The organism is Cupriavidus sp. SIMBA_020 (assembly GCF_046535395.1).
Classification (GTDB): domain Bacteria; phylum Pseudomonadota; class Gammaproteobacteria; order Burkholderiales; family Burkholderiaceae; genus Cupriavidus; species Cupriavidus campinensis.
Genome location: NZ_JAWRWU010000022.1, coordinates 16587 through 41343, shown reverse-complemented (window position 1 = coordinate 41343; position 24757 = coordinate 16587). Strand labels below are relative to the sequence as shown.

At 66.6% G+C, this 24757-nt stretch carries 24 protein-coding genes; 11 read left to right on the top strand and 13 right to left on the bottom strand.

Translation table 11 applies throughout. The features are described 5' to 3' along the window. Positions 1-144: 144 nt before the first annotated feature. Positions 145-1125 carry a CobD/CbiB family protein gene (locus SB751_RS26980; RefSeq protein WP_144199673.1) on the top strand — a complete coding sequence of 327 codons (981 nt, stop codon included), beginning with the start codon at positions 145-147 and terminating at the stop codon, positions 1123-1125. 60 nt (positions 1126-1185) lie between these two features. Here the strand turns inward: SB751_RS26980 and SB751_RS26975 are convergent, their stop codons facing one another. Genes SB751_RS26975 through SB751_RS26965 form a run of 3 tightly spaced genes read right to left on the bottom strand, consistent with a single transcriptional unit; the run spans position 1186 to position 3727 of the window. After that, on the bottom strand, positions 1186-1491 hold the full coding sequence (locus SB751_RS26975) for a putative signal transducing protein (RefSeq protein WP_144199671.1): 306 nt from the start codon (positions 1489-1491) through the stop codon (positions 1186-1188). A 23-nt stretch (positions 1492-1514) separates the two neighbouring features. Continuing rightward, positions 1515-2480 carry a ribosome small subunit-dependent GTPase A gene (gene rsgA / locus SB751_RS26970; protein ID WP_144199669.1) on the bottom strand — a complete coding sequence of 322 codons (966 nt, stop codon included), beginning with the start codon at positions 2478-2480 and terminating at the stop codon, positions 1515-1517. Next, positions 2477-3727, bottom strand: a complete 1251-nt coding sequence (locus SB751_RS26965; protein ID WP_313819133.1) for a M48 family metallopeptidase — start codon at positions 3725-3727, stop codon at positions 2477-2479. The genes rsgA and SB751_RS26965 overlap by 4 nt, the downstream gene beginning before the upstream one ends. Positions 3728-3894: 167 nt before the next feature. Between SB751_RS26965 and orn the strand changes: the two genes are divergently transcribed. Further along, positions 3895-4539, top strand: a complete 645-nt coding sequence (gene orn, locus SB751_RS26960; protein WP_144199665.1) for an oligoribonuclease — start codon at positions 3895-3897, stop codon at positions 4537-4539. Between the two features lie 78 nt (positions 4540-4617). Further along, positions 4618-5499, top strand: a complete 882-nt coding sequence (locus SB751_RS26955; RefSeq protein WP_144199663.1) for an AEC family transporter — start codon at positions 4618-4620, stop codon at positions 5497-5499. Between the two features lie 20 nt (positions 5500-5519). Here SB751_RS26955 and mog read toward each other — a convergent pair whose 3' ends face one another. Continuing rightward, a complete protein-coding gene (gene mog, locus SB751_RS26950) occupies positions 5520-6167 on the bottom strand; it encodes a molybdopterin adenylyltransferase (RefSeq protein WP_144199661.1) in 648 nt (215 codons plus the stop codon). Next, positions 6164-6781, bottom strand: coding sequence for a ribosome biogenesis factor YjgA (gene yjgA / locus SB751_RS26945; RefSeq protein WP_280527759.1), 618 nt, complete (start codon positions 6779-6781; stop codon positions 6164-6166). Before yjgA ends, mog begins: the two co-directional genes overlap by 4 nt. Positions 6782-6850: 69 nt before the next feature. On the opposite strand from yjgA, the gene pmbA reads away from it, so the two are divergent. After that, complete coding sequence (pmbA, locus tag SB751_RS26940; RefSeq protein WP_144199657.1) at positions 6851-8218, top strand: metalloprotease PmbA; 1368 nt, start codon at positions 6851-6853, stop codon at positions 8216-8218. A gap of 72 nt (positions 8219-8290) precedes the next feature. Here the strand turns inward: pmbA and SB751_RS26935 are convergent, their stop codons facing one another. From SB751_RS26935 to SB751_RS26925, 3 genes are all read right to left on the bottom strand, one after another. Then, entirely contained in the window at positions 8291-8791 is a 501-nt protein-coding gene (locus tag SB751_RS26935; RefSeq protein ID WP_144199655.1) for a dihydrofolate reductase, read from the bottom strand. Continuing rightward, on the bottom strand, positions 8788-9582 hold the full coding sequence (locus tag SB751_RS26930) for a thymidylate synthase (protein ID WP_410748738.1): 795 nt from the start codon (positions 9580-9582) through the stop codon (positions 8788-8790). The genes SB751_RS26935 and SB751_RS26930 overlap by 4 nt, the downstream gene beginning before the upstream one ends. A gap of 154 nt (positions 9583-9736) precedes the next feature. Next, entirely contained in the window at positions 9737-10441 is a 705-nt protein-coding gene (locus tag SB751_RS26925; RefSeq protein ID WP_144199651.1) for a TerC family protein, read from the bottom strand. Positions 10442-11004: 563 nt separating this feature from the next. On the opposite strand from SB751_RS26925, the gene egtD reads away from it, so the two are divergent. Continuing rightward, entirely contained in the window at positions 11005-12084 is a 1080-nt protein-coding gene (egtD, locus tag SB751_RS26920; protein ID WP_410748737.1) for an L-histidine N(alpha)-methyltransferase, read from the top strand. Positions 12085-12226: 142 nt separating this feature from the next. Next, complete coding sequence (locus SB751_RS26915) at positions 12227-13483, top strand: SUMF1/EgtB/PvdO family nonheme iron enzyme (protein WP_144199647.1); 1257 nt, start codon at positions 12227-12229, stop codon at positions 13481-13483. Positions 13484-13580: 97 nt separating this feature from the next. Here SB751_RS26915 and SB751_RS26910 read toward each other — a convergent pair whose 3' ends face one another. The 4 genes from SB751_RS26910 to SB751_RS26895 all read right to left on the bottom strand — a co-directional run bounded on the left by SB751_RS26910 (position 13581) and on the right by SB751_RS26895 (position 17283). Beyond that, entirely contained in the window at positions 13581-15497 is a 1917-nt protein-coding gene (locus SB751_RS26910; RefSeq protein ID WP_211943406.1) for a DEAD/DEAH box helicase, read from the bottom strand. 843 nt (positions 15498-16340) lie between these two features. Beyond that, positions 16341-16568 (bottom strand): hypothetical protein, encoded by a 228-nt coding sequence (locus SB751_RS26905; protein WP_144199643.1) that lies wholly within the window; start codon positions 16566-16568, stop codon positions 16341-16343. A gap of 133 nt (positions 16569-16701) precedes the next feature. Next, the gene (locus SB751_RS26900; RefSeq protein WP_092290299.1) at positions 16702-16974 is read right to left on the bottom strand and encodes a hypothetical protein; all 273 of its coding nucleotides are present in this window, start codon (positions 16972-16974) and stop codon (positions 16702-16704) included. A gap of 30 nt (positions 16975-17004) precedes the next feature. Beyond that, on the bottom strand, positions 17005-17283 hold the full coding sequence (locus tag SB751_RS26895; protein WP_144199641.1) for a hypothetical protein: 279 nt from the start codon (positions 17281-17283) through the stop codon (positions 17005-17007). Positions 17284-17652: 369 nt separating this feature from the next. On the opposite strand from SB751_RS26895, the gene SB751_RS26890 reads away from it, so the two are divergent. Then, a complete protein-coding gene (locus SB751_RS26890; RefSeq protein WP_250024688.1) occupies positions 17653-19785 on the top strand; it encodes a serine/threonine protein kinase in 2133 nt (710 codons plus the stop codon). A 24-nt stretch (positions 19786-19809) separates the two neighbouring features. Here the strand turns inward: SB751_RS26890 and SB751_RS26885 are convergent, their stop codons facing one another. Further along, entirely contained in the window at positions 19810-20979 is a 1170-nt protein-coding gene (locus SB751_RS26885; protein ID WP_409558943.1) for a formylglycine-generating enzyme family protein, read from the bottom strand. A gap of 384 nt (positions 20980-21363) precedes the next feature. On the opposite strand from SB751_RS26885, the gene SB751_RS26880 reads away from it, so the two are divergent. The 4 genes from SB751_RS26880 to SB751_RS26865 all read left to right on the top strand — a co-directional run bounded on the left by SB751_RS26880 (position 21364) and on the right by SB751_RS26865 (position 24591). After that, positions 21364-21804, top strand: a complete 441-nt coding sequence (locus SB751_RS26880; protein ID WP_144199635.1) for a DUF4399 domain-containing protein — start codon at positions 21364-21366, stop codon at positions 21802-21804. Positions 21805-21844: 40 nt separating this feature from the next. Continuing rightward, a complete protein-coding gene (locus SB751_RS26875) occupies positions 21845-22348 on the top strand; it encodes a DUF4399 domain-containing protein (RefSeq protein ID WP_144199633.1) in 504 nt (167 codons plus the stop codon). Between the two features lie 301 nt (positions 22349-22649). Further along, entirely contained in the window at positions 22650-22919 is a 270-nt protein-coding gene (locus tag SB751_RS26870; protein ID WP_144199631.1) for a hypothetical protein, read from the top strand. Between the two features lie 196 nt (positions 22920-23115). Then, positions 23116-24591 carry an efflux transporter outer membrane subunit gene (locus tag SB751_RS26865; protein WP_144199629.1) on the top strand — a complete coding sequence of 492 codons (1476 nt, stop codon included), beginning with the start codon at positions 23116-23118 and terminating at the stop codon, positions 24589-24591. The last annotated feature ends 166 nt before the right edge of the window (positions 24592-24757 follow it).

Below are 24757 nucleotides of genomic sequence, written 5' to 3'. Positions count from 1 at the left end.
GTTTTCCATCTGGCCTTTAACACCTGCTTACAGGTCTTTCCCATTGACGGTGCGGCGTGACGCTATGCTATCGTCTGGCTATACCGCAATGCGACCGGACCGGCACTTCGCCGTCGCGCCAACGTCCGTCGCCACCGTCACGCGATGACCTTTGTTTCCATTCTTCTGGCGCTGATCGCCGAACAGTTCCGAGCCTTGGGCCGGAATAACCCCATTTACGACATCGTGCGCGTATTGGGCGAGCGGGCCGAACACGCCTTCGACACGGGCCGCCCACGCGACGCCGCGCTGGCCTGGCTGACCGTGGTGCTGCCGCTCACGGTAGCCGCCGTGCTGGTTCACTACCTGCTGGCGTCGATCAGCGTGGCGCTGACGCTGGCCTGGAACGTCCTGCTGCTGTATCTGACCCTGGGCTTCCGCCAGTTCAGCCATTTCTTCACCGATATCCACGAGGCGCTGAACCGCGACGACCCGCACACCGCGCGCACGCTGCTGCACGAGTGGACCGGGCTGGATACCGTCGACATGCCGGTCAGCGAGATCGTGCGTCACACGCTGGAGGCGGCCATCATCGCTGTCCATCGTCATGTATTTGGGGTGTTCTTCTGGTTCCTGGTGCCGATTGGCCCGGGCGGCGTCGTGCTGTACCGCACCGCCGAGTTCCTGAGCCGGCAGTGGAACCTGCCGTCGAACGAGCGCAGCCCGGCACTGGGGCGCTTTGCCTCGCAGGCGTTCTATGTGCTGGACTGGGTGCCTTCGCGCCTGACGGCGATCGGGTTTGCCATCGTCGGCAATTTCGAGGATGCCGTGTACGCGTGGCGCAACCACGCGCGCAAATGGAATGATGCGATCAACGGCATCCTGCTCGCCAGCGGCGGCGGGGCGCTTGGCGTGCGGCTTGGCGCGCCGCTGGCCGAGGACGACTCCAGCGTGATGCTGCGCACGAGCCTGGCTGGCGTGGACTACGCGCCGGGCATGGAAGACACCGCCGAGCCGGTGCCGCCCGAGTACGGCGCCGACCCCGGCGTGCGCACGCTGCAGTCGGCGGTGGGACTGGTCTGGCGCGCGGTCATCCTGTGGATGCTGCTGCTGGCGATGGTGTCGCTGGCGCTCTGGGTGGGCTGACCCCGCCGGCTTCCCCCAACAAAAAACGCCACGACCGTGGCGTTTTTTCATTCCCCTTGCTCAATCCCGATGGGCCCCGCAGCGCCAGCACGATGCGAACTGCGCCTCGTGCCATTCCGCGCAGCCCGCGCATTGCCAGCGTGGCCCCGGCGGCGGGTTGGCGGCGGCGTTGAGCACCGCCCAGGCGTCGGCTTCGGCCGCATCGTCGAGAATCCACACCTGCGGCGCGCTCTCCTGGAACGGGATGTCCCCGGCCGCACCGCCCAGCCATGTGTTGCGGACCTCGGCGCGAATGCCCGCCGCCCGCAGCACGTTCTCGCAGTGCGCGGCATGAACCAGCGATGTGGACCGCAATAGCAGCTTCATCAGGCTATTCCACTATTCCACGGTTACCACGGCTTCTGCTGCCGGGACTCGTGCAGCAGCTGCGTGTAGAGCTGATGGCGGCGCTCGGAGATCTCACCGCCGTCGATGGCCGACAGCACGCCGCAGCCGGGCTCGTTGATGTGATGGCAGTTATAGAACCGGCATTCGGTCAGCTTGGGCCGGAACTCGCGGAACGCGCGCTCCAGCATGCCTTCGCTGAGGTGGTGGAGGCCGAATTCCTGGAAGCCCGGGGAGTCGATCAGGTAGCCGGGTCGGCCCTCGACCGTGCCCCAGTCCGCCGGCAGGTGATAGAGCCGGGTGAACGTGGTGGTGTGCTTGCCGGAATCGAGCTTGGCCGAGATTTCGCGCGTCTGCGCCTCCACGCCCGGGATCAGCAGGTTCAGCAGCGACGATTTGCCCATGCCAGACTGGCCGATCAGGATGCTCGACACCCCGGCTGTGCGCGGCTGGAGTGCGGCCAACGCCTCTTCCGGGCGACCGTGGACGGATAGCTCCAGCGTGTCGTAGCCCAGGTCCTGATAGAGCTTCAGGCGACGCCGCGCATCGTCGAGCCGCGCGGTCAGGTCGGTCTTGTTCAGGATGACGAGGGGACGAATCTCCAGCGCCTCCGCCGACACCAGCGCGCGGCCAAGCAGATCCTCGGAAAAGCTCGGCTCCGTGGCCAGCACGATGACCACCTGGTCGATATTGGCGGCCAGCAGCTTGGATTTGAACTGGTCCGAGCGATGCAGCAGGTTCTTGCGCGGCGAGACGGCGGTGATCACGCACTGGTCCGCCGCCGCCATGTCCACGGCCACGTGGTCGCCCACGGCGCAATCGCTCTTCTTGCCGCGCGGGAAGGCATGGAGCCGCGATCCGTCGCCCAGCTCCACCACATAGTGGCGGCCATGGGCGGCGATGATCAGTGCGGTCTGGGAGGCTTCGCCGGTGCCCTTGCCGGCGTTGTGATGGCGCGCGTGACGGTTCATGCGTGCGCCAGCAGGCGGTCGATCCGCTGCGCCGCGGGCGGGTGCGAATAGTAGAACGCGCTATAGATGGGGTCGGGCGTCAGCGTGGATGCGTTGTCCTTGTACAGCTTGACCAGCGCGGAGACCAGGTGGCCGGCATCGGTCTGATGGGCGGCGAACTCGTCAGCCTCGAACTCGTGCTTGCGCGACGACTGGCTGGCCAGCGGCCCCAGCACGAAGGTGAACACTGGCAGCGTCAGGAAGAACAGCACCAGCGCCAGGGCGTGGTTGCTGGTGCCGAAGTTCGGCAGCACGCCCAGCCCCGTGTAGAACCACGCCCGTGTGGACAGCCAGCCCAGCAGCGCCAGGAACACCAGCGAGAGCGCAAAGGTGACCGCGATCATCTTGGCCACGTGGCGGCGCTTGAAGTGCCCCAGCTCGTGCGCCAGCACGGCTTCCACTTCCTCGCTGTCCAGGCGGGAGAGCAGCGTGTCGAAGAAGACGATGCGCTTGGCCGCGCCGAAGCCGGTGAAGTAGGCGTTGCCGTGCGCGCTGCGCTTGCTGCCATCCATCACGAACAGGCCCTTGCTGGCGAAGCCGCACTTGCGCAGCAGCGCCTCGATGCGCTGGCGCAGGCCCTCGTCGGCCAGCGGTTCGAACTTGTTGAAGAGCGGGGCGATGAAGGTGGGCACGATCACCTGGAGCAGCAGGCTGAAGGCCATCCACAGCAGCCAGGTCCAGACCCACCAGTAGGTGCCGGCGCGCTCCATCAGCCACAGCACGGCCAGCAGCAGCGGCAGGCCCAGCACGCAGGCAACCAGCGTCATCTTGGCGAGGTCGAGCAGCCACAGGCCGAAGGTCATCTTGTTGAAGCCGAAGCGCTGCTCGATGCCGAACTGGCCATATAGCGAAAACGGCAGGTCCACCAGGCCGCCGATCAGCGCCACGCTGGCAATCAGCGCCACGCCGTACAGGTAGCCGCCGCCGTCGAACACGCCGAGCCAGAAGTGATTCAGCGCATGCAGCCCGCCCAGCATGGTGAAGCCGATCAGCACGGCGGCGCCGGCCAGCACCTCAAGCATCGACAGGCGCGTGCGGGCGATGGTGTAGTCAGCGGCCTTCTGGTGGGCGGAGAGCGTGATGGTGTCGGCGAAGCGGGCCGGCACGGCGCCGCGATGGCGGCCCACATGGCGCACCTGGCGCGCGGCCAGCCAGAGCTTGGTCAGCACCATGACGACCAGCGCGGCCAGGAAAATCAACGTGAACATCGGCAAGGCCATAGTAGTTTCGCGAAAGTCGCTCGGTGAGACTGCCGACCGGCGGCGAGGGTGCGCAACCGGGCAATTGTGGCGGATATGCGAGAATTATAAATTGTTCGCGCCGGGCGCCTGTCCGGCCGGTTTTCTTCCTGTCCCCAATATCGAGCCGTACCCAGATGACAAGCCCAGCCGCCACCTCCGTCAAAAGTGAAAACAACCTCATCTGGTTGGATATGGAAATGACCGGCCTGCAGCCGGATTCCGACCGGATTATCGAGGTTGCCGTGGTGGTGACCGACTCCGAACTCAATATCCTGGCCGAAGGCCCGGTGCTGGTGATCCATCAGGCCGACGCCGTGCTCGACGGCATGGACAACTGGAACAAGGGCACGCACGGCCGCTCGGGCCTGATCGACAAGGTCAAGGCGTCCACGCTCACCGAGGCCCAGGCCGAAGCCGAGTTGCTGGCCTTCCTGAAGCGCTGGGTGCCGGCTGGCAAGTCGCCGATGTGCGGCAATTCGATCTGCCAGGACCGTCGCTTCATGGCCCGCTACATGCCGAAGCTGGAATCGTTCTTCCACTACCGGAACCTCGATGTCTCCACGCTGAAGGAACTCTGCAAGCGCTGGGAGCCGGCCATCCACAAGGGTTTTGCCAAGCGCCAGCTGCACACGGCGCTGGCCGATATCCTCGAGTCGGTGGAGGAGCTGCGCTACTACCGCACGCACTTTATCAAGGCGTCCACGCCGGCCCCCACGGACACCCCGGCGACGCCCGCTGCTCCGGCGGCCCCTGCCGCCCCTGCCGCCCCTGCCGCCTAAGGCAAAACAAGAACCCAGCGGGCCGGTCCGTCCTTCCGCCTGGCGGGAGGGGCCCCCGGCCACGCCGCCCCCTCCGCCATGTTCACCCGTATCGTTTCGATCATCACGCCGGTCATCCTGATCATCCTGGTCGGATGGCTCTACGGCCGGCGCGCCCACCCCGACATGACCGGCATCAACCGCGCCACGCTCGACGTGATCGCGCCGCTGCTGGTGGTCTCGGCCTTCGTCAGCAAGGATTTCGTGCTGGCGGACCAGTTGTCGCTGCTCGGTTGCGCGGTGGCGGTGGTGATCGGCTCCGGCATCCTGGCGTGGATCGTGGCCCGGCTGATCAAGGCCGATCCGCGTACCTTCGTGCCGCCGATGATGTTCAACAATAGCGGCAACATGGGTTTGCCGCTGTCGGTCTTCGCGTTTGGCCCGGCCGGGCTGGCGCCGGCGGTGGCGCTGTTCGCGGCGTCGAACCTGATGCACTTCACGCTGGGGCTCAAGATCGTCAACCGGCATGCCTCGCTGACGCAGATCGCCCGTAACCCGATGGTGCTGGCGACCGTGGCCGGGGTGGCGCTGTCGCTGGCGCGGCCGTGGTTCACGCTGCCGGAGCCGGTCTTCGAGTCGATCAAGCTGCTGGGCGATGCCACCGTGCCGCTGATGCTGTTCGCGCTCGGCGTGCGGATGAAGGACGTCAGCCTGCGGAACTGGGGGATGGGCTTGCTCGGCGCGGCGGTATGCCCGCTGGCGGGCATTGCGGTGGCGCTGCCGCTGGCGCTGTGGGTGCCGCTGACGGACCTCCAGCGCGGGCTGCTGTTTGTCTTCGCGGCCCTGCCGCCAGCGGTGCTCAATTTCCTGGTGGCCGACCATTTCCGGCAGGAGCCGGATCAGGTGGCCTCCATCGTGCTGCTGGGCAACATCGCGGCCGTGGTGTTCGTGCCCATCGGGCTCTACCTCGGCCTGAAGTAGCCCTCCCTCTATATATCTAGTCAGGACTTCGCGCGGATGGCGTGCTTCGGGCGCCACGCCTTGACCACGGCTTCGTCGGTCTCCACGTAGGGGCCGCCGATCAGGTCGATGCAGTACGGCACCGCCGCGAACACGCCCTGGACCACGGACTTGCCGTCGGCATCGCGCAGACCCTCCAGCGTCTCCCGGATGGCGCGCGGCTGGCCCGGCAGGTTGATGATCAGCGCGGCACGGCTCGGCGTCTCGCGGATCACCGCCACCTGGCGCGACAGGATCGCCGTCGGCACAAAATGCAGGCTGACCTGCCGCATCTGCTCCCCAAATCCCGGCATTTCCTTGGTACCGACCGCCAGAGTTGCCTCCGGCGTCACATCACGCCGGGCCGGACCGGTGCCGCCCGTGGTCAGCACGAGGTCGCAGCCGGCCACGTCCACCAGATCGACCAGCGTGCGCGAGATCAGCGCCTGCTCGTCCGGAATCAGCCGTTCCACGCCTTGCCACGGTGACGTGAGGGTGCGGCCGAACCAGTCGCGCAGGGCCGGGATGCCCTCGTCCTGGTAGGTGCCGGACGACGCCCGGTCAGAAATCGACACGAAACCGACGATCAGTTCGTCCGGATGCTTGCGCAATACGGGGGAACCGAGGGGGGTGGTCAGGGGAGGGGTCATGCCTCGGGCTCCTGTGCGGGCGGGGTGGTGGCGTCGGCTGCGGCGCCCGTGGCGGCATCCTTGTCTTCCAGCGCGGTCTTCACGGCCTGGAACAGCTCGCGGAAGTACTTGGGCGGCTTGCCCATTTCGCGTTCCTTGCGGGCATTGCGGATGATGTTGCGCACGGCCTGCACGTCCACGCTGGGGTGCTCGCCAAGGAACTTGGTCAGCATCGCGTCGTCGGCCAGCAGCAGCTCGCGCCAGCGTTCGATCAGGTGCAGCCGGGCCGTCTCGGCCTTGCTGGTGCCCTTGAAGCCTTCCAGCGCGGCGCGGATGGCGTCGACTTCGTCGTCGTCCAGCCCGCGCATGACCTTGCCGACGAACTGCATCTGGCGGCGCTTGCCTTCGTGGCTGTTGATCTTGCGCGCGGCGTGGATGGCATCGGCCAGCGACTCGGGCATCGGCACGCGCGCCAGGCGGTCCTTGGCCAGGGCTTCGAGCTCGACGCCCAGGTCTTGCAGCGCGGTCATGTCGCGCTTGCGCTGCGACTTGCTCTTGGGCAGGTCGTCGTCCGGCTCGGGGGCAAAGCCGCCGGGGAAACGGGAATTGGAGGGGCTACGGGTATTTCGCGTCATAGCCGGCATTTTATCTTGCTATGATTCCCGTTTGGACTTTTGATCACGCTTGCCCACATGGACCACCGCATGGACCAGATTGCCGACAAAACCTCGCATTTCACCTATTCCCAGGACCAGCTCAAGGCCATGGCGGCCGATGTGCTGCGCGTGGCACGCGAGCTTGGGGCGACCGACGCCGCCACCGAGATCTCGGAGGGCAGCGGCCTGTCGGTGACGGTGCGCAAGGGCCAGGTGGAGACGATCGAGCAGAACCGCGACAAGGTGGTTGGCGTGACGGTGATGATCGGCCAGCGGCGCGGCAACGCCAGCACGTCCGATTTCTCGCCGGCGGCGCTGCGCGCCACGGCCGAGGCCGCCTACAACATCGCCCGCTTCACTGCCGAGGACGACTGCGCCGGGCTGGCCGAGGAAGACCTGCTCGAGAAGAACCCGCAGGACCTGGACCTGTTCCATCCGTGGACGGTGGACGCCGAGGGCGCCATCGACATCGCCCGTCGCGCCGAAGCGGCCGCGTTCGCGGTCTCGCCGAAAATCCGCAACAGCGACGGCGCGAGCGTTTCCGCGCAGCATTCGCAATTCGTGCTGGCCACCTCGCGCGGTTTCTCGGGCGGCTACCCGTATTCCCGCCATTTCATCTCGTGCGCGCCCATCGCCGGCTCGGGTGGGGGCATGCAGCGCGACGACTGGTATTCGTCCAAGCGCTCCCCGCTGACGCTGGCCGCGCCCGAGGACATCGGCCGCTACGCCGCCGAGCGCGCGCTGGCCCGCCTGAACGCCCGCAAGCTGACCACGCGCAAGTGCCCGGTGCTGTTTGAGGCGCCGCTGGCCGCCGGCCTGCTCGGCGCGTTCGTCCAGGCCGTGTCCGGTGGCGCGCTGTATCGTAAATCGACGTTTTTGTACGACACGCTCGGCAAGGCCGTGTTCGGCCCGGACATCCAGATCCATGAAAGGCCGCACGTGCCGGGCGCGATGGGCAGCGCCCCGTTCGACGAGGAAGGCGTGCGCACGCGCGAGCGCGACGTGGTGCGCGATGGCGTGGTGGAAGGCTATTTCCTCTCCACCTACTCGGCGCGCAAGCTGGGCATGAAGACCACCGGCAACGCCGGCGGCTCGCACAACCTGACGCTGACCAGCACCCAGACCCAGCCGGGCGACGACTTCGCCGGCATGCTCAAGAAGATGGGTACCGGCCTGCTGGTGACGGAGCTGATGGGGCAGGGCGTGAACTACGTGACGGGCGATTACTCGCGCGGCGCGTCGGGCTACTGGGTGGAAAACGGCGTAATCCAGTATCCGGTGGAAGAAATCACGATTGCCGGCAGCATGGTCGAGATGTTCAAGCAGATCGTGGCCATCGGTTCGGATGCGCTGGTGCGCGGCACCAAGGAAACCGGCTCGATCCTGATCGAACAGATGACGATCGCCGGGAACTGACAGGCTGGGGCGCCATCGCCCAATGAAAAACGGCAGGGTTTGAACCCTGCCGTTTTTTTATGCCGCCTCGGCTTACTCTTCGCCGGAAGGTGGCCGCTCGTATGTCACGAACGCGTAGTCGAACTGGTTGGCCTCGGAATGATGCGTCTCGCGGGCCAGTTCGATCCAGCGGGTGCGGTCCACGGCCGGGAAGAAGGCGTCGCCCGGCACATCGGCGTCGATCTCGGTGACGATCAGCCGGTCCGCGCTGGGCAGCGCCTCGGCGTAGAGCTGCGCGCCGCCAATCAGGAAGACCTGCTCCACGCCCACGCAGAGCCGCTGGGCGTCTTCGAGCGATGCCACCACCTCGGCGCCTTCCAGCTTCAGGTCCCGGTTGCGGCTCACCACGATATTACGGCGCCCCGGCAGCGGCCGGCCGATGGAATCCCACGTCTTGCGGCCCATGACGACCGGCGCGCCCATCGTCGTGCGCTTGAAATGCTGGAGGTCTTCCGGCAGGCGCCACGGCAGCGTGTTGTCACGGCCGATGGTGCCGTTGCGCGCCCGGGCGACGATCAGGGTCAGCAGCGTCATACGGCCACCGGCGCCTTGATCGCGGGGTGCGATTCGTAACCCACCAGCGCGAAATCCTCGTACTTGTAGTCGAAGATGCTGTCCGGCTTGCGCAGGATCTGGAGCGTCGGCAGCGTCATCGGCGCGCGCGCGAGCTGGGTTTCCACCTGCTCGAAATGATTGTTATAGATATGGCAGTCGCCGCCGGTCCAGACGAAGTCGCCCACGGCCAGGCCGGCCTGCTGCGCGATCATGTGCGTCAGCAGCGCGTAGCTGGCGATGTTGAACGGCACGCCGAGGAAAATGTCGGCGCTGCGCTGGTAGAGCTGGCAGGACAGCTTGCCATCGGCCACGTAGAACTGGAAGAACGCGTGGCAGGGCGGCAGCTTCATCTGCGGGATTTCGCCCACGTTCCAGGCCGAGACGATCAGGCGGCGCGAGTCCGGGTTGTTGCGGATCTGCTGCATCAGGTCGGCAATCTGGTCCACGTGGCGGCCGTCCGGTGTCGGCCAGGCGCGCCACTGGTAGCCGTAGATCGGGCCGAGTTCGCCATTCTGGTCAGCCCACTCGTCCCAGATCGACACGCCGTGTTCCTTCAGGTAGGCGATGTTGGTCGAGCCCTGGAGGAACCACAGCAGTTCGTGGATGATGGACTTCAGGTGCAGCTTCTTGGTGGTGACCACCGGGAAGCCCTCGTTCAGGTCGAAGCGCATCTGGTAGCCGAACACCGAACGGGTGCCCGTGCCGGTGCGGTCGGCCTTGTCGGTGCCATGCTCGTAAACATGGCGCATGAAGTCGAGATACTGTTTCATCGGCTTGGAAGCGAGGGCGGGGAGAAAGTGATGTCGGCGCCTTGGGGCGCCAAGCGGGGATTTTACCCGCAATCCGAAAAGCAGAAGACCGCCCGGAGGCGGTCTTCTGCTGCGCCGCGGCAGGGGGCTGCCGCGGGCCGGGGTCTGACTGATGTCAGTGGCTTTCGGCCGGAGTCGTGCGCACGCGACGCTTCTGCGTCAGGTAGCCCGCGCCGAGCACGCCGCCGATGATCAGCACATAGAGGCCAAGCTGCACGACCGAATGCGTCTCGAAGAACGTCTTGATCAGCGGCTCCTTGACGATCATGTGCACGGCCGTGAAGGCCAGCACGCCGGCGCCCACGTAGATGATGACCGGGAAGCGCGACATCAGCTTCAGCACCAGCGTCGAGCCCCAGACCACGATCGGGATGCTGATCAGCAGGCCCAGCACCACCAGCAGGAAGCTGCCGTGCGCGGCGCCGGCCACAGCCAGCACGTTGTCCACGCCCATCACCGCATCCGCGATGATGATGGTCTTCATCGCACCCATCAGCGTGGTCGCGCCGCCGCCGTGCTCGTCGCCATCTTCCTCGGCGGCCAGCAGCTTGTAGGCAATCCAGACCAGCGCCAGGCCACCTACCAGCATCAGGCCAGGGATCTTGAGCAGCCAGACCACGCCGATGGTCATGGCCGAACGGACCACCACGGCGCCGACGGTACCCCAGACAATGGCCTTCTTCTGCAGATGCGGCGGCAGGTTGCGCGCCGCCAGGGCGATCACGATGGCATTGTCCCCGGCCAGCACCAGGTCAATGACGACGATGGACAGCAGCGCCGTCAGGAACTGCATCGTGAACAAATCGGTAAACCACTCCATGAACTCTCCTCGGGTACGAACGAATAGCTGCAGGCCAATTTGGCCCGCAAGGGTTTTTGTTCACCTGAGATCACGGAGCATGGGAGTTGAAAACGCCTTTGCAACGTGAAACCAGGTTGCAAAGGTCTTGCTCGACACACAGGCGCGGAATGCGCGCCAGGGTCAGCACAACCGGAGACGGGTCGCGTCTCGGAATGACGATTGTGCTAAGGGCAATGGCCCCCAAGCTACTCCCCTTTGAAGGGGCGCGTCCGCAGATTCTGCGCAGCGGTCGCGCTGGGCGGGATTATAAGCGAAATGCGAGAAAAAATGTTGCGCAGCCTACATGCCATTTGAATGTATCTAACATGAGGCGTTTGGGTGGAGATGTAGACATTGTCAGCGGATGTAAGTCGATGCAAAGCATCCTGCACGCATATCGATATGCACCTATCCTATTGGGATCGGCTTCGGCCGGTGCGCGCCGGACTGCACAGGCGCGGACTCCGAAGGCGGTCGCCTGGCGCCAGCCATTGCGGTTTTGAGGGATTCACGTAGTGCCCCATCGACAACAAGGAAGCGTCATGCCGGCTGTTACGACACCACTGAACCCAACCCGACCTCTCTCCAAAGCCAATCACAACCACCACGCCCCCACCTTCGCCCCCGAGCCGTCCCCGGCCATCGTCAATGGCCATGGCCATGCCGCGGCGCTCCAGCCCGAATTCGTCCAGCAGTACCACGAGGACAGCGGCGCACTGCGCGCCGAGATCGTCGCTGGCCTGACCCGGCATCCGGCCAGCATCAGTCCGAAGTTCTTCTACGATGTGCTCGGTTCCCGGTTGTTCGAGGCGATTACCGACCTCCCCGAGTACTACCCCACGCGCACCGAGGCATCGATCTTTGCCAGCGCGGCGCCCGCCATTGCGGCGCGCGCCGGCAGCGGCTGCGTGCTGATCGACCTGGGCGCCGGCAACTGCGAAAAGGCCGCGCGGCTGTTCCCCAGCCTCCAGCCGTCGCAGTACGTGGCGCTCGATATTTCCGTGGAGTTCCTGCGCGGCACGCTGACCGGCCTGCAACAGCAGAATCCGCAGATTCCGATGCTGGGGCTGGGCGCGGACCTCTGCGGCCCGCTCGACCTGCCCAGCGGCGTCCGGCGTGGCCGGCGGCTGTTCTTCTACCCGGGCTCCAGCATCGGCAACTTCGCCCCGATCGAGGCGCTCGCGCTGCTCCAGCGCCTGCGTGCGGCGGCCGGGCGCGGCGACGGCGTGCTGATCGGCGTGGATCTGTTCAAGGATTCTGCGACGCTGGTGTCGGCCTATGACGATGCCCTGGGCGTGACCGCCGCGTTCAACCGCAACGTGCTGCGCAACCTGAACCGTATCGTCGGCAGCGACTTCGCGCTCGATGACTGGCGCCATGCGGCCAGCTTCGACGCCCGGTCCTCGCGCGTGCAGATGCATCTGCAAGCCACGCGCGACGTGACCGTGCGCTGGGCCGATGGAGAGCGGCGCTTCGCGGCCGGGGAGCAGATCCATACGGAGGATTCCTATAAGTATCGTCCGGAGGACTTCTCGATCCTGCTCGAGTCGGCCGGCTTCACCGATCCGGTTTGCTGGACTGATCCGAACGGCTGGTTCGCGGTGTTCCACGCGCGCGGCTGACCGTCGCGGCGGCGGTTGCCGAAGAAGCCGCAGACCAAGCAGGGGATTGAATGCCCGGGGAGGGGCCATCGACGCGCCAGTGTCATAATGCGCGCAGCCGGTGGCCCCGGCATCCCTTTCACCTTCTGTCACGGATCTGTCGATGAGCGGCTTCTCCATGCTTCCCGATCTTCACTTCACTGGCGGCAAGGCGACGTGGGCTGACGCGCGCCGGCTGCCGCGCGAAGGGCTGGCGCAGGCGCTGGTGGAGTCGCGCAACCGCACGCTGGCGTGGCTGGCGGCGTTCGGCCAGACCCGCAAGGGTTGGATGGTCACGCGTCAATACGACTGCAATCCGCCATTGTGGACACTCGGTCACATTGCCTGGCATGCCGAATGGTGGTGCCTGCGTGGCGTGCGCCACCTCGAGCGGGGTGGGGTGCGGCTGCCGGTGGCTAGCGAGCCGTCGCTGCTCGATGGCGCCGACGAATGGTTCGACCCGGACCGCATCGGCCCGGACGAGCGCTGGGAAATCGTGCTGCCCGATGTCGCGCGCGTGAAGCAGTACGCCACGCAGGTACTGGACGGCCTGCTGCGCCGCATCGCGCTGCTGCCCGACGACGAAGATGCCACGCTCTATCCGTTTCGCCGGGCGCTGTTCCATGAGGATGCGCAGGGCGAGACCATCGCCGCGCTGCTCCAGGCGCTGGGCATGGCGCCGGCCGAGCCGGCTGCCGTGGGCCCGTCGATCTCGGTCTCGCATAACGGCACGCTGCACTTCCCGGGCGGCCGCTTCACGCAGGGCTGGCATGACGCGGACGGCCTCGCACTCCCAGACGAGCTGCCGGCCCAGCAGACCTATGTGCCTGCATTCGACATGGACGCCGCGCTGGTCACCAATGCGCAATTCCTGGAATTTGTCGAAGACCACGGCTACGAGCACCCTTCGTGGTGGTCGGCGGCGGGGCGGCAGTGGCTGATGACGCAGGAACGCTCGGCGCCGCGTTACTGGTCGCGCCACGCGGTGACGCGGGCGTGGATGGTGTCGCGCTTCGGCGCGGAGCGCACGCTCAACCCCGACGAACCAGTGCGTCACGTCACGCTGTTCGAGGCGCAGGCGTGGTGCGTCTGGGCCGGCCGGCGTCTGCCGCAGGAAGTGGAGTGGGAGCTGGCGGCCACGCAGAATCGCGGCCTGCAATGGGGGGCGCTGCGCGAGTGGACGGCCACGCCCTACGAGCCCTACGCGGGCTTCGTGGCGCAGCCGGCCGATCTGGAACTGGTGGGCCGCTTCGGCACGCACCAGGCCGTGCGCGGCGTCTCGTTCGCGAGCCCGGCGCGCCAGCGCCATACCCGGGCGCGCATGGCGCTGCTGCCCGAGGACGACGTCTCGTTCGTCGGCTTCCGGTCCTGCGCGGTCTAGGCCCCGACGTCGATTTCATCGCACGCAGGCAATAAAAAACGGCACCCTGGGGTGCCGTTCTTCATGGATCGCAGCGACCGGTCATCCGGTCACCCGATCAACGCTCGTAACGCGAGCGGCTGTTGCCGTTGCTGTTGCCGCTGCGCTGGCCGCCGAAGCCGCCACGATCGCCGAAGCTGCGGTTGCCGTCGCGCTGGCCGCCTTCGCGATTGCCGCCGAAGCCGCCACGGTTGCCGCCTTCGCGGTTGCCGAAGCCTTCACGGTTACCGAAGCCGCGCTGCTCGCCACCGAACGAGCGCTCGCCGCCGAAGCTGCGTTGCTGCTCGCCGCCGAACGGACGCTGTTGCGGCTGGCCACGGTCGCCGAAGCCACGGTTGCCGTCGCGCGGGGCAGCGCCTTCGCGGTTGCCAAAGCCTTCACGGTTGCCGAAGCCGCCGCGATCGCCAAAGCCACGGCTCTCGCCGCCGCCGAACTTGCGGTCGCCGAAGCTGCGCTCGCCGCCGGTGCCGCCATTGCCACGGTAGCCGCCGCCGCTGCCGCTGTTGCCGCCGCGATAACCGCCGCCGGTGCCACCGTTACCACGGTAGCCGCCGCCGCTGCCGCCCGGCTTGCCGCCGAAGTTCGAACGCGGCTTGGGTTGGCGACGCGGCTCGAGGCCTTCGATCACCGACGCGTCGATGCGGTGGTTGGTGAAGCGCTCGATGCGCTTCCACTGGAACATGTCGCCATGGTTCACGAGGTTGATCGCGATACCCGAGCGACCCGCACGGCCGGTACGGCCGATACGGTGCACGTAGTCTTCCGCCTGCTTGGGCAGGTCGAAGTTCACCACGTGGGTGATGTCGGGTACGTCGATGCCGCGCGCGGCCACGTCGGTCGCCACCAGCACGCGGATGTTGCCGCGGCGCAGGGCGGTCAGCGTGCGGTTACGCGCACCCTGGGTCATGTCGCCGTGCAGCGCGCCAGCCGAGAAGCCGGTATCCGAAAGCCGTTCGGCCAGCGAGTCGGCATCGCGCTTGGTCGCCGTGAAGACGATGGCTTGCTTGAGCGAGGTATCGCGCAGCAGGTGATCCAGCAGGCGCTCCTTGTGCGACATGTCGTCGGTGAAGTGCAGGCGCTGCTCGATGTTGCTCTGGTCGGCGCGCACGGCAGCGATCTCGATGCGCTGCGGGTCGCGCAGCTGGCGCGAGGCCAGTTGGGCGATGCGGGCGTCGAGCGTGGCCGAGAACATCAGCGTCTGGCGCGTGGCCGGCGTGGCCGCGACGATGGCGTCGATGTCATCGGCAAAGCCCATGTCCAGCATGCGGTCGGCTTCGTCGAACACGAGCATGTCGAGTGCGGACAGGTCGATCCGGCCGGCGTCGATGTGATCGAGCAGGCGGCCCGGCGTGGCCACGAGGATGTCCGGCATCTTCGACAGCATGGCCAGCTGCTTCGGGTAGGGCATGCCGCCCAGGATGCTGGCGCAGACGATGCGGCGCAGATGGCGGCCGTACTTGGCGGCGGCCTCGGTCACCTGCAGGGCCAGTTCACGCGTCGGCGTGAGCACCAGCAGCGACGGCTGGGCCGGCGACGGACGGGGGCGCTTGCCCTTCATGCGCTTGACGGGTTCGTCGCTGCGCGGACGGTTCGTCGGGGCCGGCTTCTCGCTGATGCGCTGGATAGCGGGCAGCATGAACGCGGCGGTCTTGCCCGAGCCGGTCTGGCTCGAGACCAGCAGGTCACGGCCGGCCAGGAACTGGGGAATGGCCTGCGCCTGCACCGGCGTCGGCGTGAGGTAGTTCAGTTCGGAGAGGGCGCGCAGGATGGCGGCGTCCAGGCCGAGCTTGGCAAAGCCGTTGTCGGCGATGTCGATGGCCGGGGCTGCCTGGGCGGGTGCTGCGGACGCCTCCGGAGCGTCACCGGCGGTCAGCATGGCGTCGAGCTTGTCGAGCGGGCTGATGTCGGCGGGCGTGGCGGATGCGTCGGTGGCGGAGGCAAAAGATTGCTCCGCACGGAAATCGTGCTGGGTCATGTCGTGCTTATTAAATATGCATGGCACCCCCGCGGTCATGCGCAAAGGGGTGGGCGCAGTGCAAAGTCTTAAAAAAGGCTTCGGCGCCAATCGGTAGGCCGTTCGACAGACTCAGCTGGCAACACGGCGGCAGGCAGGGCGGGCGGCTGGTTCTAAATAAACCGGCTACTAATCCCTGGCAGGCAAACAGCGCAGGCAAACAGGCTGTTCATCAGGATCGGAGACGAGGCGACGTCTGGTGAGCGGTGCGTTCTGGCCAACACCTGTCACGGAACATCTGGAGGACAGAGGCGGGGTGCAGAGCTTGGGAGGTAGCGGGTACGCCATGGCCGGATTGCCGGGCGTGTTGCGAAACTCACAGTGCGAAACTCACGGCGCGGAGTATAGCAGAACAATTAAATTTTTGTTGCAGTGCGAAACGTAACGAGATGTGTCGCGCACATCGGCATCGTCGCAATCCTCCTGCGCCACTTGCGAATGCTTCTCGCTTGAAAGCGGGGGCGTCCTGCCTATACTCAGAGCGCGAGCAATCCATGCCCGCATGGGGCGGACACCCATCGTTCCCGATGACTCGCCTTCGGCAAGGTTAGCTTGCCGCTCGCCCCCGGCATTGCGGTCATTGATGCCACTGCCAGGTTTTCTTCGACTATCCGGGTGGTCCGGATGGACGTCCGCGTCATGGGCGGAACCATGGGAAAACATGCTTGGCACAGGAATGACCGGAATTCGCCGGCGACGTTGACCCAGGTGGTCCGGGCCCGTCCGCAACCAAAGCCCGCCAGTTGTCTGGCGGGCTTTTCTTTGCTGCGACGGTACTGCTTTGTTTGCCGGGGCGTATCGCGCCTATTTGCGCGGCAGCTTGCCGGTCACCCGTTCCTGCCCTGCATGCTGTCCGGATGCCTCGGGCTTGCCCGGGAAGCCTTCCGGATACTGGATCAGGCGCGCCTGCGCACGGCGGTGGGCCTGCCAGTGGCGGCCGCCTCCGGTGCGGGCACCGCCCGTGATGGCGCTCATGGCCTCGCGGTCGAGGTCCATGTTCTCCGTCAAATCCTTGATGACGATCACTGCCATGGCGTTCTCCAGCTTTTGGGCCTGGCCATGGCCGGTCTGTTTGGGGCCGGCCGGGCGGCGCCGGGGCAGGCGCGGGCCCGATTCAGTATAGGCCAGCGGTGCCGCCGTGGCGGCACCGCCACTGGGGGGGCGGTCAGGCCGCCGCCCAGTTGCCGCCCCACTGCGACGGGTTGACGCCGAGCTTGATGTTGCCCAGGTCCACGCCGACCAGCGTGTTGTTGTTGAACGCAGCCACGTTCACCTGCTGCAGCTGCTGCACGCTTTGGTTGATGTTGATGTTGACGTTGGCCAGCGGGCCCATGTTGCCGGCCTTGGCGAGCCAGCTGTTGCCGCCACGGATGGCGCACAGTGATTTGCGGTCGAGTTCCTTGCTGGCGGCAAGGTCGCGCACGATGATCGAAGACATGATGGACTCCTTGATCCGGAACCGTTGGGTTCAGACCGCGCCGTACACGTTGTTGCTGGCCGTCTGCGAGGTCGTCACGGTGTTCTTCATGTGTTCCTGGAAGGCCGAGCCGTTGCCGAACGCGCTCGTCACGCTTTGCATCTGCTGGTTCTGCTGGTTGATCTCGGTGTGCTTGTCGATGGACAGCTTGAACGGGCTGTAGACCGAGGTGTACGGGGCGAAGAGGCCGAGGCCGCCGGAAACGGCGCTCATCTTCTTGGCGTCGAGGGTTGCGGTCGAGGACAGGTCTTGGATGGTCAGCGTGGTCATTTCAGTTCTCCTAGAGAGGAAGGGTGAAGCTTGGTGGTGGTTGAGCATCGGGTTGGTGTCGCGCTCGGTTGTCATATCGCAGCAAGCGTGCCAGCGCAGGCCCGGAACATCGAAAAAACCTGAAAAGCCGCGTAGGGCAAGGCGTTGCGGGATGGTCGGCGCCGGCACGGCGCCAGCGCGCGGTGCCGCAGGGGGAGGCGAGTGGTGGATTGCCGCCAACACATCGGCCGCGCCTGTCGGCGCAGGGCCAACGACCCGGGCAGTACCGGGTTTGCGATTGGACAGAGTGCGCACTAGTATCCATCGTGGGCGATAGTTCGTGACGTAGCGGCATCGCCGGTCCGCAACCACTCGTCGGGATCGCATCTGATGTCTAGCCTGACCGACCTGATACGCAACTTCCAGCGCGGTGGCCTCTCGCGTGACGAGTTCCTTGCGTCAGTCGACCTGGCCCTCCAGGACGACCAGACCCAGCCGACCCAGCTCGCCCGCGTGCTCAGTGAAGAACACACGCGCGCGCCGCTGCCGCCTGGCGTCTATGCCGAGGTGATGCGCCGCATCGAGTCGCGCGTGGCCACGCAGTTCGACCCGATCATCGGGGATGCCATGCGCGAGCCGCTGGGCGAGGAAACCCGCATGGCGCCCGAGCCGCCTTCGCCATCGTCGCCATCGTCATTCTCTTCAGCCACGTCGCCGTCCACTCCCTCCGGCGGGCAAAGCGGCAACACTGGCAGTACGGGCAACACTGGCGGCTATGTCACCGCCGGGGCCAGCAAGGGCGTGGGCGATACCCTCAACGGCCGCTTCGTGCTCGAGGAGTGCCTGGGCATCGGCGGCATGGGCACGGTCTACAAGGCGCTCGACCTGCGCAAGCTAGAAGCCTCCGACCGCAAGCCCTATATCGCCATCAAGGTGCTGAACCTCCAGTTCAGCGGGCACCCCAAGTCCCTGATGGCATTGCAGCGCGAGGCGCGCAAGGCGCAGACGCTGGCGCACCGGAATATCGTCACCGTCTACGACTTCGACCGGGACGGCCCGACGGTCTTCCTGACCATGGAATATCTGTCCGGGAAGTCCCTCAACCGCGTGCTGCGCGCGCCGGACTTCGCGGGCCTGCCGTATGCCAAGGCGCTGCCGATCATTGTCGGCATGGGCCGGGCGCTGGCCTATGCGCACGAGCGCGGCTTCGTGCATTGCGATTTCAAGCCGGCCAATGTGTTCCTGACCGATCGTGGCGAGGTCAAGGTGATCGACTTCGGCATCGCCCGCGGATTCCAGCAGCCGACTGACGACGCGGACCAGACCGTGTTCGATCCCGGCTCGCTGGGCGGCATGACGCCGGCCTACGCCAGCCCGGAGATGTTCGAGCACCGCGAGCCCGATCCGCGTGACGATATCTACGCGCTGGCCTGTGTGACGTATGAACTGCTGACCGGCAAGCATCCGTACGAGCGGATGTCGGCCAACCAGGCGCGGGCCTCGCATATGAAGCCGACGCCGCCGAAGGTGCTCAGCCGCAACCAGTGGAAGACGCTGCGCCAGGCGCTCTCGCTCGACCGTGCCACGCGCACGCCCACCGTGAAGCGTTTCCTGGAAGGGCTGGGCGCCGAGCCGGCGCGCGCAACGTCGAGCGTGCCGATGGCGATTGGCGGCGTGCTGGCGGGCGCCGCGCTCGTGGCGGGACTGGGCTACTACGTGTGGCGCATGGGCGCCCCGCCGAAGGCATCGACGGAGACCACCCAGGCCGGCACCACCGAGCCGGCCGCTGCCGAGCCGCCAGCCCCGGCCGCAGAGCCGCCGAAAGCGGCCGAGGCGCCGGTAGCTCCGAAGGCCCCCGACCCCAGGCTCACGTTGCAGGCCGTCACGCCCGTGCTGGCCGCCGCGCCGTGCTCGCTGCTCACGGCTGCCGTCGATGGCGGCACGCTGCACGTGGAGGGCTACGTGGCGGAGACCGCCACGCGCAAGCTGCGCGACCAGTTGAACGCCATCCCCGGTGTGAAATCGCTGAAATTCGACGCCCAGCCGCTTGCCGCCGACAAGTGCGATGTAGTGCGCCTGGTGGCGCCGTACTGGTCCGGACACAAGCCTGGCGGTGCCGTGGTGCGCACCCGGGGCGGCAGCAAGCTGGCCGAGGGCACGCCGCTGATCATGGACCTGACCACGCCGGGGCAGGAGACCTATGTCTATGTCGATTACTTCGTCGTCGACGGCAAGGTGGCCCACCTCGTGCCCAGCAAGCGCATTCCGGGGCACCAGGCGCCGGCCAGCTACAGCGCCACGATCGGGGAGGCGGGGGAGTGGGTGGTCTCGCGGCCGTTCGGCACGGAACTGGTGGTGCTGCTGACCACGCCGGCGCCGCTGTTCGAGTCGCGCCGGCCCGAGTTCGAGACCCGCCAGGAATACCTGCGCGCGCTCGACAAGCCCCTCGCGCAGATGGCCGGCAAGTACGGCCGGGACCGCATCAGCGCGGACCTCGTGCAGATCTCGACCAGCCCCCGCTAGTTCGAGCTAGTCTTCGCCAGTCCGCTACTTCATGTCGCGCGCCACGCGGAAGCCGTTCTGTGACTGGCGCACGCTGGTGCTGTACTTGAAGCGCGTGGAAGACACCATGTAGGTCGCCCCCTCCCGCCAGGAGCCGCCGCGGATCACGCGCGCAGTGCAGGCCGCTTCGTCCCAGGCCCGGCCATCGACGGGTGCGTTCTTGTAAGAGCTGTGCCAGCAGTCGGCCACCCATTCCCAGACGCTGCCGTTCATGTCGTGCAGGCCGTACGGATTGGCCGGGAACGAGCCGACGTTGGCCGGCGCGGCATCGCTCCAAGGCTCGCCGCAGTCCTTGCAGTTGGCGTTGCCCTTGCGCATCTGGTCGCCCCACCAGTAGGCGGAGCTGGTGCCGCCGCGCGCCGCGTACTCCCATTCGGCCTCGGAGGGCAGCCGGTAGGTCTTGCCGGTGGTCTTGGTGAGCCAGGCGAGGTATTGCTGGGTGTCATCCCAGCTGACGTCGCGTACCGGGGCGGCCTTCGCCTCGGCAGGATTGGTGGTAATGCGCGGGCAGGCGTTGGCATCGGCGCAGGCATTCCATTGTTCGACGGTCACCTCGAACTTGCCGATGGCGAACGGCTGGCTGATGGTCACGCGGTGCGGCGGGCGCTCGGCGGGGTCGCTGGTGCTGCTGCCCATGGTGAAGCCGCCCGGGCTCACGCTGACGAGTACCGGGCAGGCCGGGCAGTCGCGGATCTCGCCGCCCTTGGCTTCGGCCGGCCTGGCCGGCGCAGAGGCTGGGGCGGGGGCGCCTTCCTTGCCTTCGTTCGCATAGGTCACGGTGCCCTGCGCGATGGGCCCGCCACTGCGCGAGCGCGGCTGGTTGGCGGCGGGTGGCGGGGTGGGTGTGGCGGGTGTGGCGGGCGTGGGGGGCGTGGTCGGGGTGCGGGCAGCAGGCGGTGGGGCGGGTGTCGGCGCCGGGGCCGGCTTGGCTTCCACCTTCGGCTCGGGCTTGGCGGGCTGGGCCGGAGCGGTGGCCTTGATGCGCTCGATGCGTGACTTGGCGAGCGCCGCGAATCGCCCGTTCGGGTATTGCTTCAGGTACGCCTCGTAGTCGCTCGCGTAGTTGCTGTTCTTGATGGAGTCCCAGAACGACAGTTCGTACTGCTCGTCACTGTTCTTCGGCAGGATGCCGGCACTGGCCGACGTGGCGAACATCGCACCCGCCACGCCGAGGGCGACGGAGGTCGCGCCGCAGAGCGCGCCACCACCCAACAACGCACTGCCAATCCATGACACGACAAGAGTTTTCCGCCACATATCCAGGCCCCGTGGGTGCTGCGCAGCGCGCGGTGTGAAGTTGCCGTGACGCAATTCCGGCTCGTTTCAAGATAGCACAGCAGGTGTGGCGCGAAAGGTCGCCGTGCCGGGCCGCCCGGTTCGCTTCCGTTCGCTTTTTCCGATCTTCCGACCTACGCTTGAGGACACATCGCCGAGCGCACTGCCGCCACAACACCAATCAAGATCCGCTGCCCGCTCGCCTCGCCGGTGTTCCCGTGAGGGCACCGTGTGAAGCGGACAGATCTCCGGGAGGAGCCGCGTATGTCCAGTCGATCCCCGCTCCGCGTGCTCGCGGCCACCGTGCTTGCCACGGGACTGGCCGTCTACGCCACCCTCGCCACGCCGCTCACCCCCGCCCCGAAGAACGCAGAGACGTACATCATCTGGCCAAGCGACGGCACCGTTATCGAAGGCGGCAAGCTCTGGGTCCGCATGGGCCTGAAAGGCATGGGCGTCTGCCCGAAGGGCATCGAGCGCCCCAACTGCGGCCACCATCACCTGCTGATCGACACCGAGCTGCCGCCGATGGACAAGGAAATTCCCAACGACCGCAACCACCTGCACTTCGGCGCGGGCGAGACCGACGCGCGCATCGAACTGCCGCCGGGCAAGCACACGCTGCAGCTGCTGCTGGGCGACAGCAAGCATGTGCCGTTCGATCCGCCGATTTATTCGAAGAAGATCACGATCACCGTGCGGTAGCGCACATTCGCCGATGATCGCCGTGCAGGGGAGGGAAGCCATGACGAAGCCAGTCGCCGCAGTGATCGTTCTTGCCGCCGGCTGTCTGTGGGCAGGCAGCGCCCTGGCCGCAGACGCCTCGGCGCCCGCCGCCACGGCCGGGCGTGCCGCGCATGGTGGGGCCACGGCCGCCCCGGCCAGCGGCCCCACGCCGGCGCCGAAGAACGCCTATCTCTATATCGGCTATCCCAACAACAACCAGACCCTGCCGGCCGGCAAGCCGGTCAAGGTCTGGTTCGGGCTGCGCAACATGGGCGTGGCGCCCAAGGATGTCAGGTTCCCGAACACCGGGCACCACCATCTGCTGATCGATGTGGACCTGCCGCCGATGGACAAGGAAATTCCCAACGACCGCAACCACCTGCACTTCGGCGCGGGCGAGACCGAGACCACGGTGGAACTGGCGCCTGGCAAGCACACGCTGCAACTGCTGATGGGCGACGAAAAGCACATCCCGACCAATCCGCCGGTGTACTCGAAGAAGATCACGATCTATGTGAAGTAGGCGGGCGGAACGCCTGCTCCACGCGGCGCGCAGCGATGCGCGCCTTTTTTATCGGCGATGTTGGCAGCGGCCAGACAGTTTGCCCGCAGGCGTTGTGCCGCCACCAACAGGCCGGGGCCCGGCCGCACCCCATCCCATGTGACGCGATGCTCCGCCAACCCTTGACCCGCCAGCCCTGGCGGGTTTTTTTCTGCCTTCTGGCACGGGCTGGCACGCTTGCTGCGATATGACAACCGAGCGCGACACCAACCCGATGCTCAACCCAACCAAGCCTTACCCCTTCCTCTCTAGGAGAACTGAAATGACCACGCTGACCATCCAAGACCTGTCCTCGACCGAAACCCTCGACGCCAAGAAGATGAGCGCCGTATCCGGTGGCCTGGGCCTCTTCGCCCCGTACACCTCGATCTATCACCCGGTGAAGATCGACTTCGACAAGACCACGACGATCAACCAGAGCAACCAGCAAATGCAGGAAGTCAACAACCTGTTCGGCAACGGCTCGGCCTTCCAGGACCATCTGAAGAACACGGTCACGACGTCGCAGACCGCCTCCAACAACGTGTTCTGATTCATCGCCGGTTCAGATCGGCAGGGCACCGCGAACGACGGTGCCCCGAGCCGCACGGGGAGCATTGCGCCGGGGACCCCTCCGTCCCGGCGCCTTTTTTTTCGCCCCGCACGCATGTCGAGGTTGGAGCTGGCTCCGCTTCGCACCACAATACAGTCGAGCGCCACGGCAGGCAGCACGCGTCCGAGGGCGTTCCATGCAGGATGTCATCGTGTTCGCTTTCGCCCCGGCCCCCGCCGCACTGGCCAGACCTGTTGCCGCCGCGCTCTGCGCGCTGCTGATGGCCGGCTGCGCCGATTTTCGCCCCCCAGAGTACAAGCGCCCGGAAACGCCGGCCAAGACGGACTGGTCGCGCACGGAGTCGATCACCGTATCGCCGGCCGAGACCATCGTGCCGAACTGGTGGCAAGGCTTCGGCGACTCCTATCTCGATGAACTGGTGGCCAAGGCACTGACCGGCAACTACGACATCCGCGTGCTGGCCGCCCGCATCCGCGTGGCGAGCGCGCAGATTGGCGAGGCACGTGCCGGCGCGCTGCCCGTGTTCGACATCGGCGCCGGCGCGAGCTTCGACAAGACCACCGGCCAGGCCATGACGCGCACCTTCAACCTGGGCGCCACGGTCAACTGGGATATCGATATCTGGGGCAAGGTGGAAAAGGGCGTGCAGGCCCAGACCGCCGAGTACCGCGCCTCCGAGGCGGACTGGCGCGCAGGCTACCTCGCGCTGGTATCCGATGTGTCGATCACGTACTTCACGCTGCTCCAGCTCGACGAGCAGATCGCCCAGCAGCGGCTCACAGTGTCCCGCAACAACGACATCCTGACCACCTACAAGGCGATGTTCGCCAACGGGCTGCTGCCGCAGATCCGCGTGATGCAGCAGCAGGCGGAAATCAACCGCCTCAACAAGGACCTGATCGAGCTGCGCCGTTCGCGCGACGTGGCCGAGAATGCACTGGGCACGCTGGTCGGCGTGCCTGCCGGCGACTTCAAGGTGCCGGCGGGGCGGCTGCAGGACCGGGTCAAGCTGCCGGTGGTGCCGGCCGGGCTGCCGTCGCAGTTGCTGGCGCGTCGCCCGGACATCGTCGCCGCCGAGTACCGGGTGCTGTCCGCGTACAACATCGTCGGCCAGGCCCGGCTCGCCCAGCTGCCCAGCATCAGCCTCACGGCGCGCGGCGGCACGGCCAGCTTCGCGCTGTCCGACCTGCTCAAGTCCTTCACTTTCGGCTTCATGCCGAGCATCAACCTGCCGATGCTCGACCCCAATGTGCGCGCCCGCGTGAAGACCACCGAGGCCAATATCGGCGTGGTGGAGAACGAGTACGGCCGCACGGTGATGACGGCGTTCGAGGAAGTGGAGAGTGCGCTGGTCAATGTGGATGCCCACAAGCGGCAGCGCATTGAACTCCAGCAGCAGGTGGATCAGCTGCGCGTCGTCTCCACCCAGATCGAGGCGCAGGCCAAGGAAGGCATTGCGTCACAGCTGGAGGTCTTCGAGACCGAGCGTTCGCTGCTCCAGGCCCAGCTGGCGTTGTTGGCGGCCCACCAACAAATCCTGGCCGATACCGTCACGCTGTACAAGGCGCTCGGTGGCGGCTGGCCGAGCGCCACCGTCAGCAATGCCGCGCCAGCCAACGGCGTGAATACGACAGCGAACGTAGCGCCTTAGCCGCACGCGCGCACAAAGCGTTTCAACCTTGAAACCCGCCTGCCGCGTGCCTTCGCGCAACGCTGCACCGCAGCGGATTGACTCCCGAAAAGCGTGGCCTACTATGTTCATACGCGTGACCTCCCGTACCCCCGTGGCCAGGAAAACCGGCCATGTGCGGCACAGC

What these genes read in the sequence shown, in the direction of transcription:
- SB751_RS26980 (WP_144199673.1), top strand. Translation starts at nt 145, where the DNA reads ATGACCTTTGTTTCCATTCTTCTGGCGCTGATCGCCGAACAGTTCCGA.
- SB751_RS26975 (WP_144199671.1), bottom strand. Translation starts at nt 1,491, where the DNA reads ATGAAGCTGCTATTGCGGTCCACATCGCTGGTTCATGCCGCGCACTGC.
- rsgA (WP_144199669.1), bottom strand. Translation starts at nt 2,480, where the DNA reads ATGAACCGTCACGCGCGCCATCACAACGCCGGCAAGGGCACCGGCGAA.
- SB751_RS26965 (WP_313819133.1), bottom strand. Translation starts at nt 3,727, where the DNA reads ATGTTCACGTTGATTTTCCTGGCCGCGCTGGTCGTCATGGTGCTGACC.
- orn (WP_144199665.1), top strand. Translation starts at nt 3,895, where the DNA reads ATGACAAGCCCAGCCGCCACCTCCGTCAAAAGTGAAAACAACCTCATC.
- SB751_RS26955 (WP_144199663.1), top strand. Translation starts at nt 4,618, where the DNA reads ATGTTCACCCGTATCGTTTCGATCATCACGCCGGTCATCCTGATCATC.
- mog (WP_144199661.1), bottom strand. Translation starts at nt 6,167, where the DNA reads ATGACCCCTCCCCTGACCACCCCCCTCGGTTCCCCCGTATTGCGCAAG.
- yjgA (WP_280527759.1), bottom strand. Translation starts at nt 6,781, where the DNA reads ATGACGCGAAATACCCGTAGCCCCTCCAATTCCCGTTTCCCCGGCGGC.
- pmbA (WP_144199657.1), top strand. Translation starts at nt 6,851, where the DNA reads ATGGACCAGATTGCCGACAAAACCTCGCATTTCACCTATTCCCAGGAC.
- SB751_RS26935 (WP_144199655.1), bottom strand. Translation starts at nt 8,791, where the DNA reads ATGACGCTGCTGACCCTGATCGTCGCCCGGGCGCGCAACGGCACCATC.
- SB751_RS26930 (WP_410748738.1), bottom strand. Translation starts at nt 9,582, where the DNA reads ATGAAACAGTATCTCGACTTCATGCGCCATGTTTACGAGCATGGCACC.
- SB751_RS26925 (WP_144199651.1), bottom strand. Translation starts at nt 10,441, where the DNA reads ATGGAGTGGTTTACCGATTTGTTCACGATGCAGTTCCTGACGGCGCTG.
- egtD (WP_410748737.1), top strand. Translation starts at nt 11,005, where the DNA reads ATGCCGGCTGTTACGACACCACTGAACCCAACCCGACCTCTCTCCAAA.
- SB751_RS26915 (WP_144199647.1), top strand. Translation starts at nt 12,227, where the DNA reads ATGAGCGGCTTCTCCATGCTTCCCGATCTTCACTTCACTGGCGGCAAG.
- SB751_RS26910 (WP_211943406.1), bottom strand. Translation starts at nt 15,497, where the DNA reads ATGACCCAGCACGATTTCCGTGCGGAGCAATCTTTTGCCTCCGCCACC.
- SB751_RS26905 (WP_144199643.1), bottom strand. Translation starts at nt 16,568, where the DNA reads ATGGCAGTGATCGTCATCAAGGATTTGACGGAGAACATGGACCTCGAC.
- SB751_RS26900 (WP_092290299.1), bottom strand. Translation starts at nt 16,974, where the DNA reads ATGTCTTCGATCATCGTGCGCGACCTTGCCGCCAGCAAGGAACTCGAC.
- SB751_RS26895 (WP_144199641.1), bottom strand. Translation starts at nt 17,283, where the DNA reads ATGACCACGCTGACCATCCAAGACCTGTCCTCGACCGCAACCCTCGAC.
- SB751_RS26890 (WP_250024688.1), top strand. Translation starts at nt 17,653, where the DNA reads ATGTCTAGCCTGACCGACCTGATACGCAACTTCCAGCGCGGTGGCCTC.
- SB751_RS26885 (WP_409558943.1), bottom strand. Translation starts at nt 20,979, where the DNA reads ATGTTCGCCACGTCGGCCAGTGCCGGCATCCTGCCGAAGAACAGTGAC.
- SB751_RS26880 (WP_144199635.1), top strand. Translation starts at nt 21,364, where the DNA reads ATGTCCAGTCGATCCCCGCTCCGCGTGCTCGCGGCCACCGTGCTTGCC.
- SB751_RS26875 (WP_144199633.1), top strand. Translation starts at nt 21,845, where the DNA reads ATGACGAAGCCAGTCGCCGCAGTGATCGTTCTTGCCGCCGGCTGTCTG.
- SB751_RS26870 (WP_144199631.1), top strand. Translation starts at nt 22,650, where the DNA reads ATGACCACGCTGACCATCCAAGACCTGTCCTCGACCGAAACCCTCGAC.
- SB751_RS26865 (WP_144199629.1), top strand. Translation starts at nt 23,116, where the DNA reads ATGCAGGATGTCATCGTGTTCGCTTTCGCCCCGGCCCCCGCCGCACTG.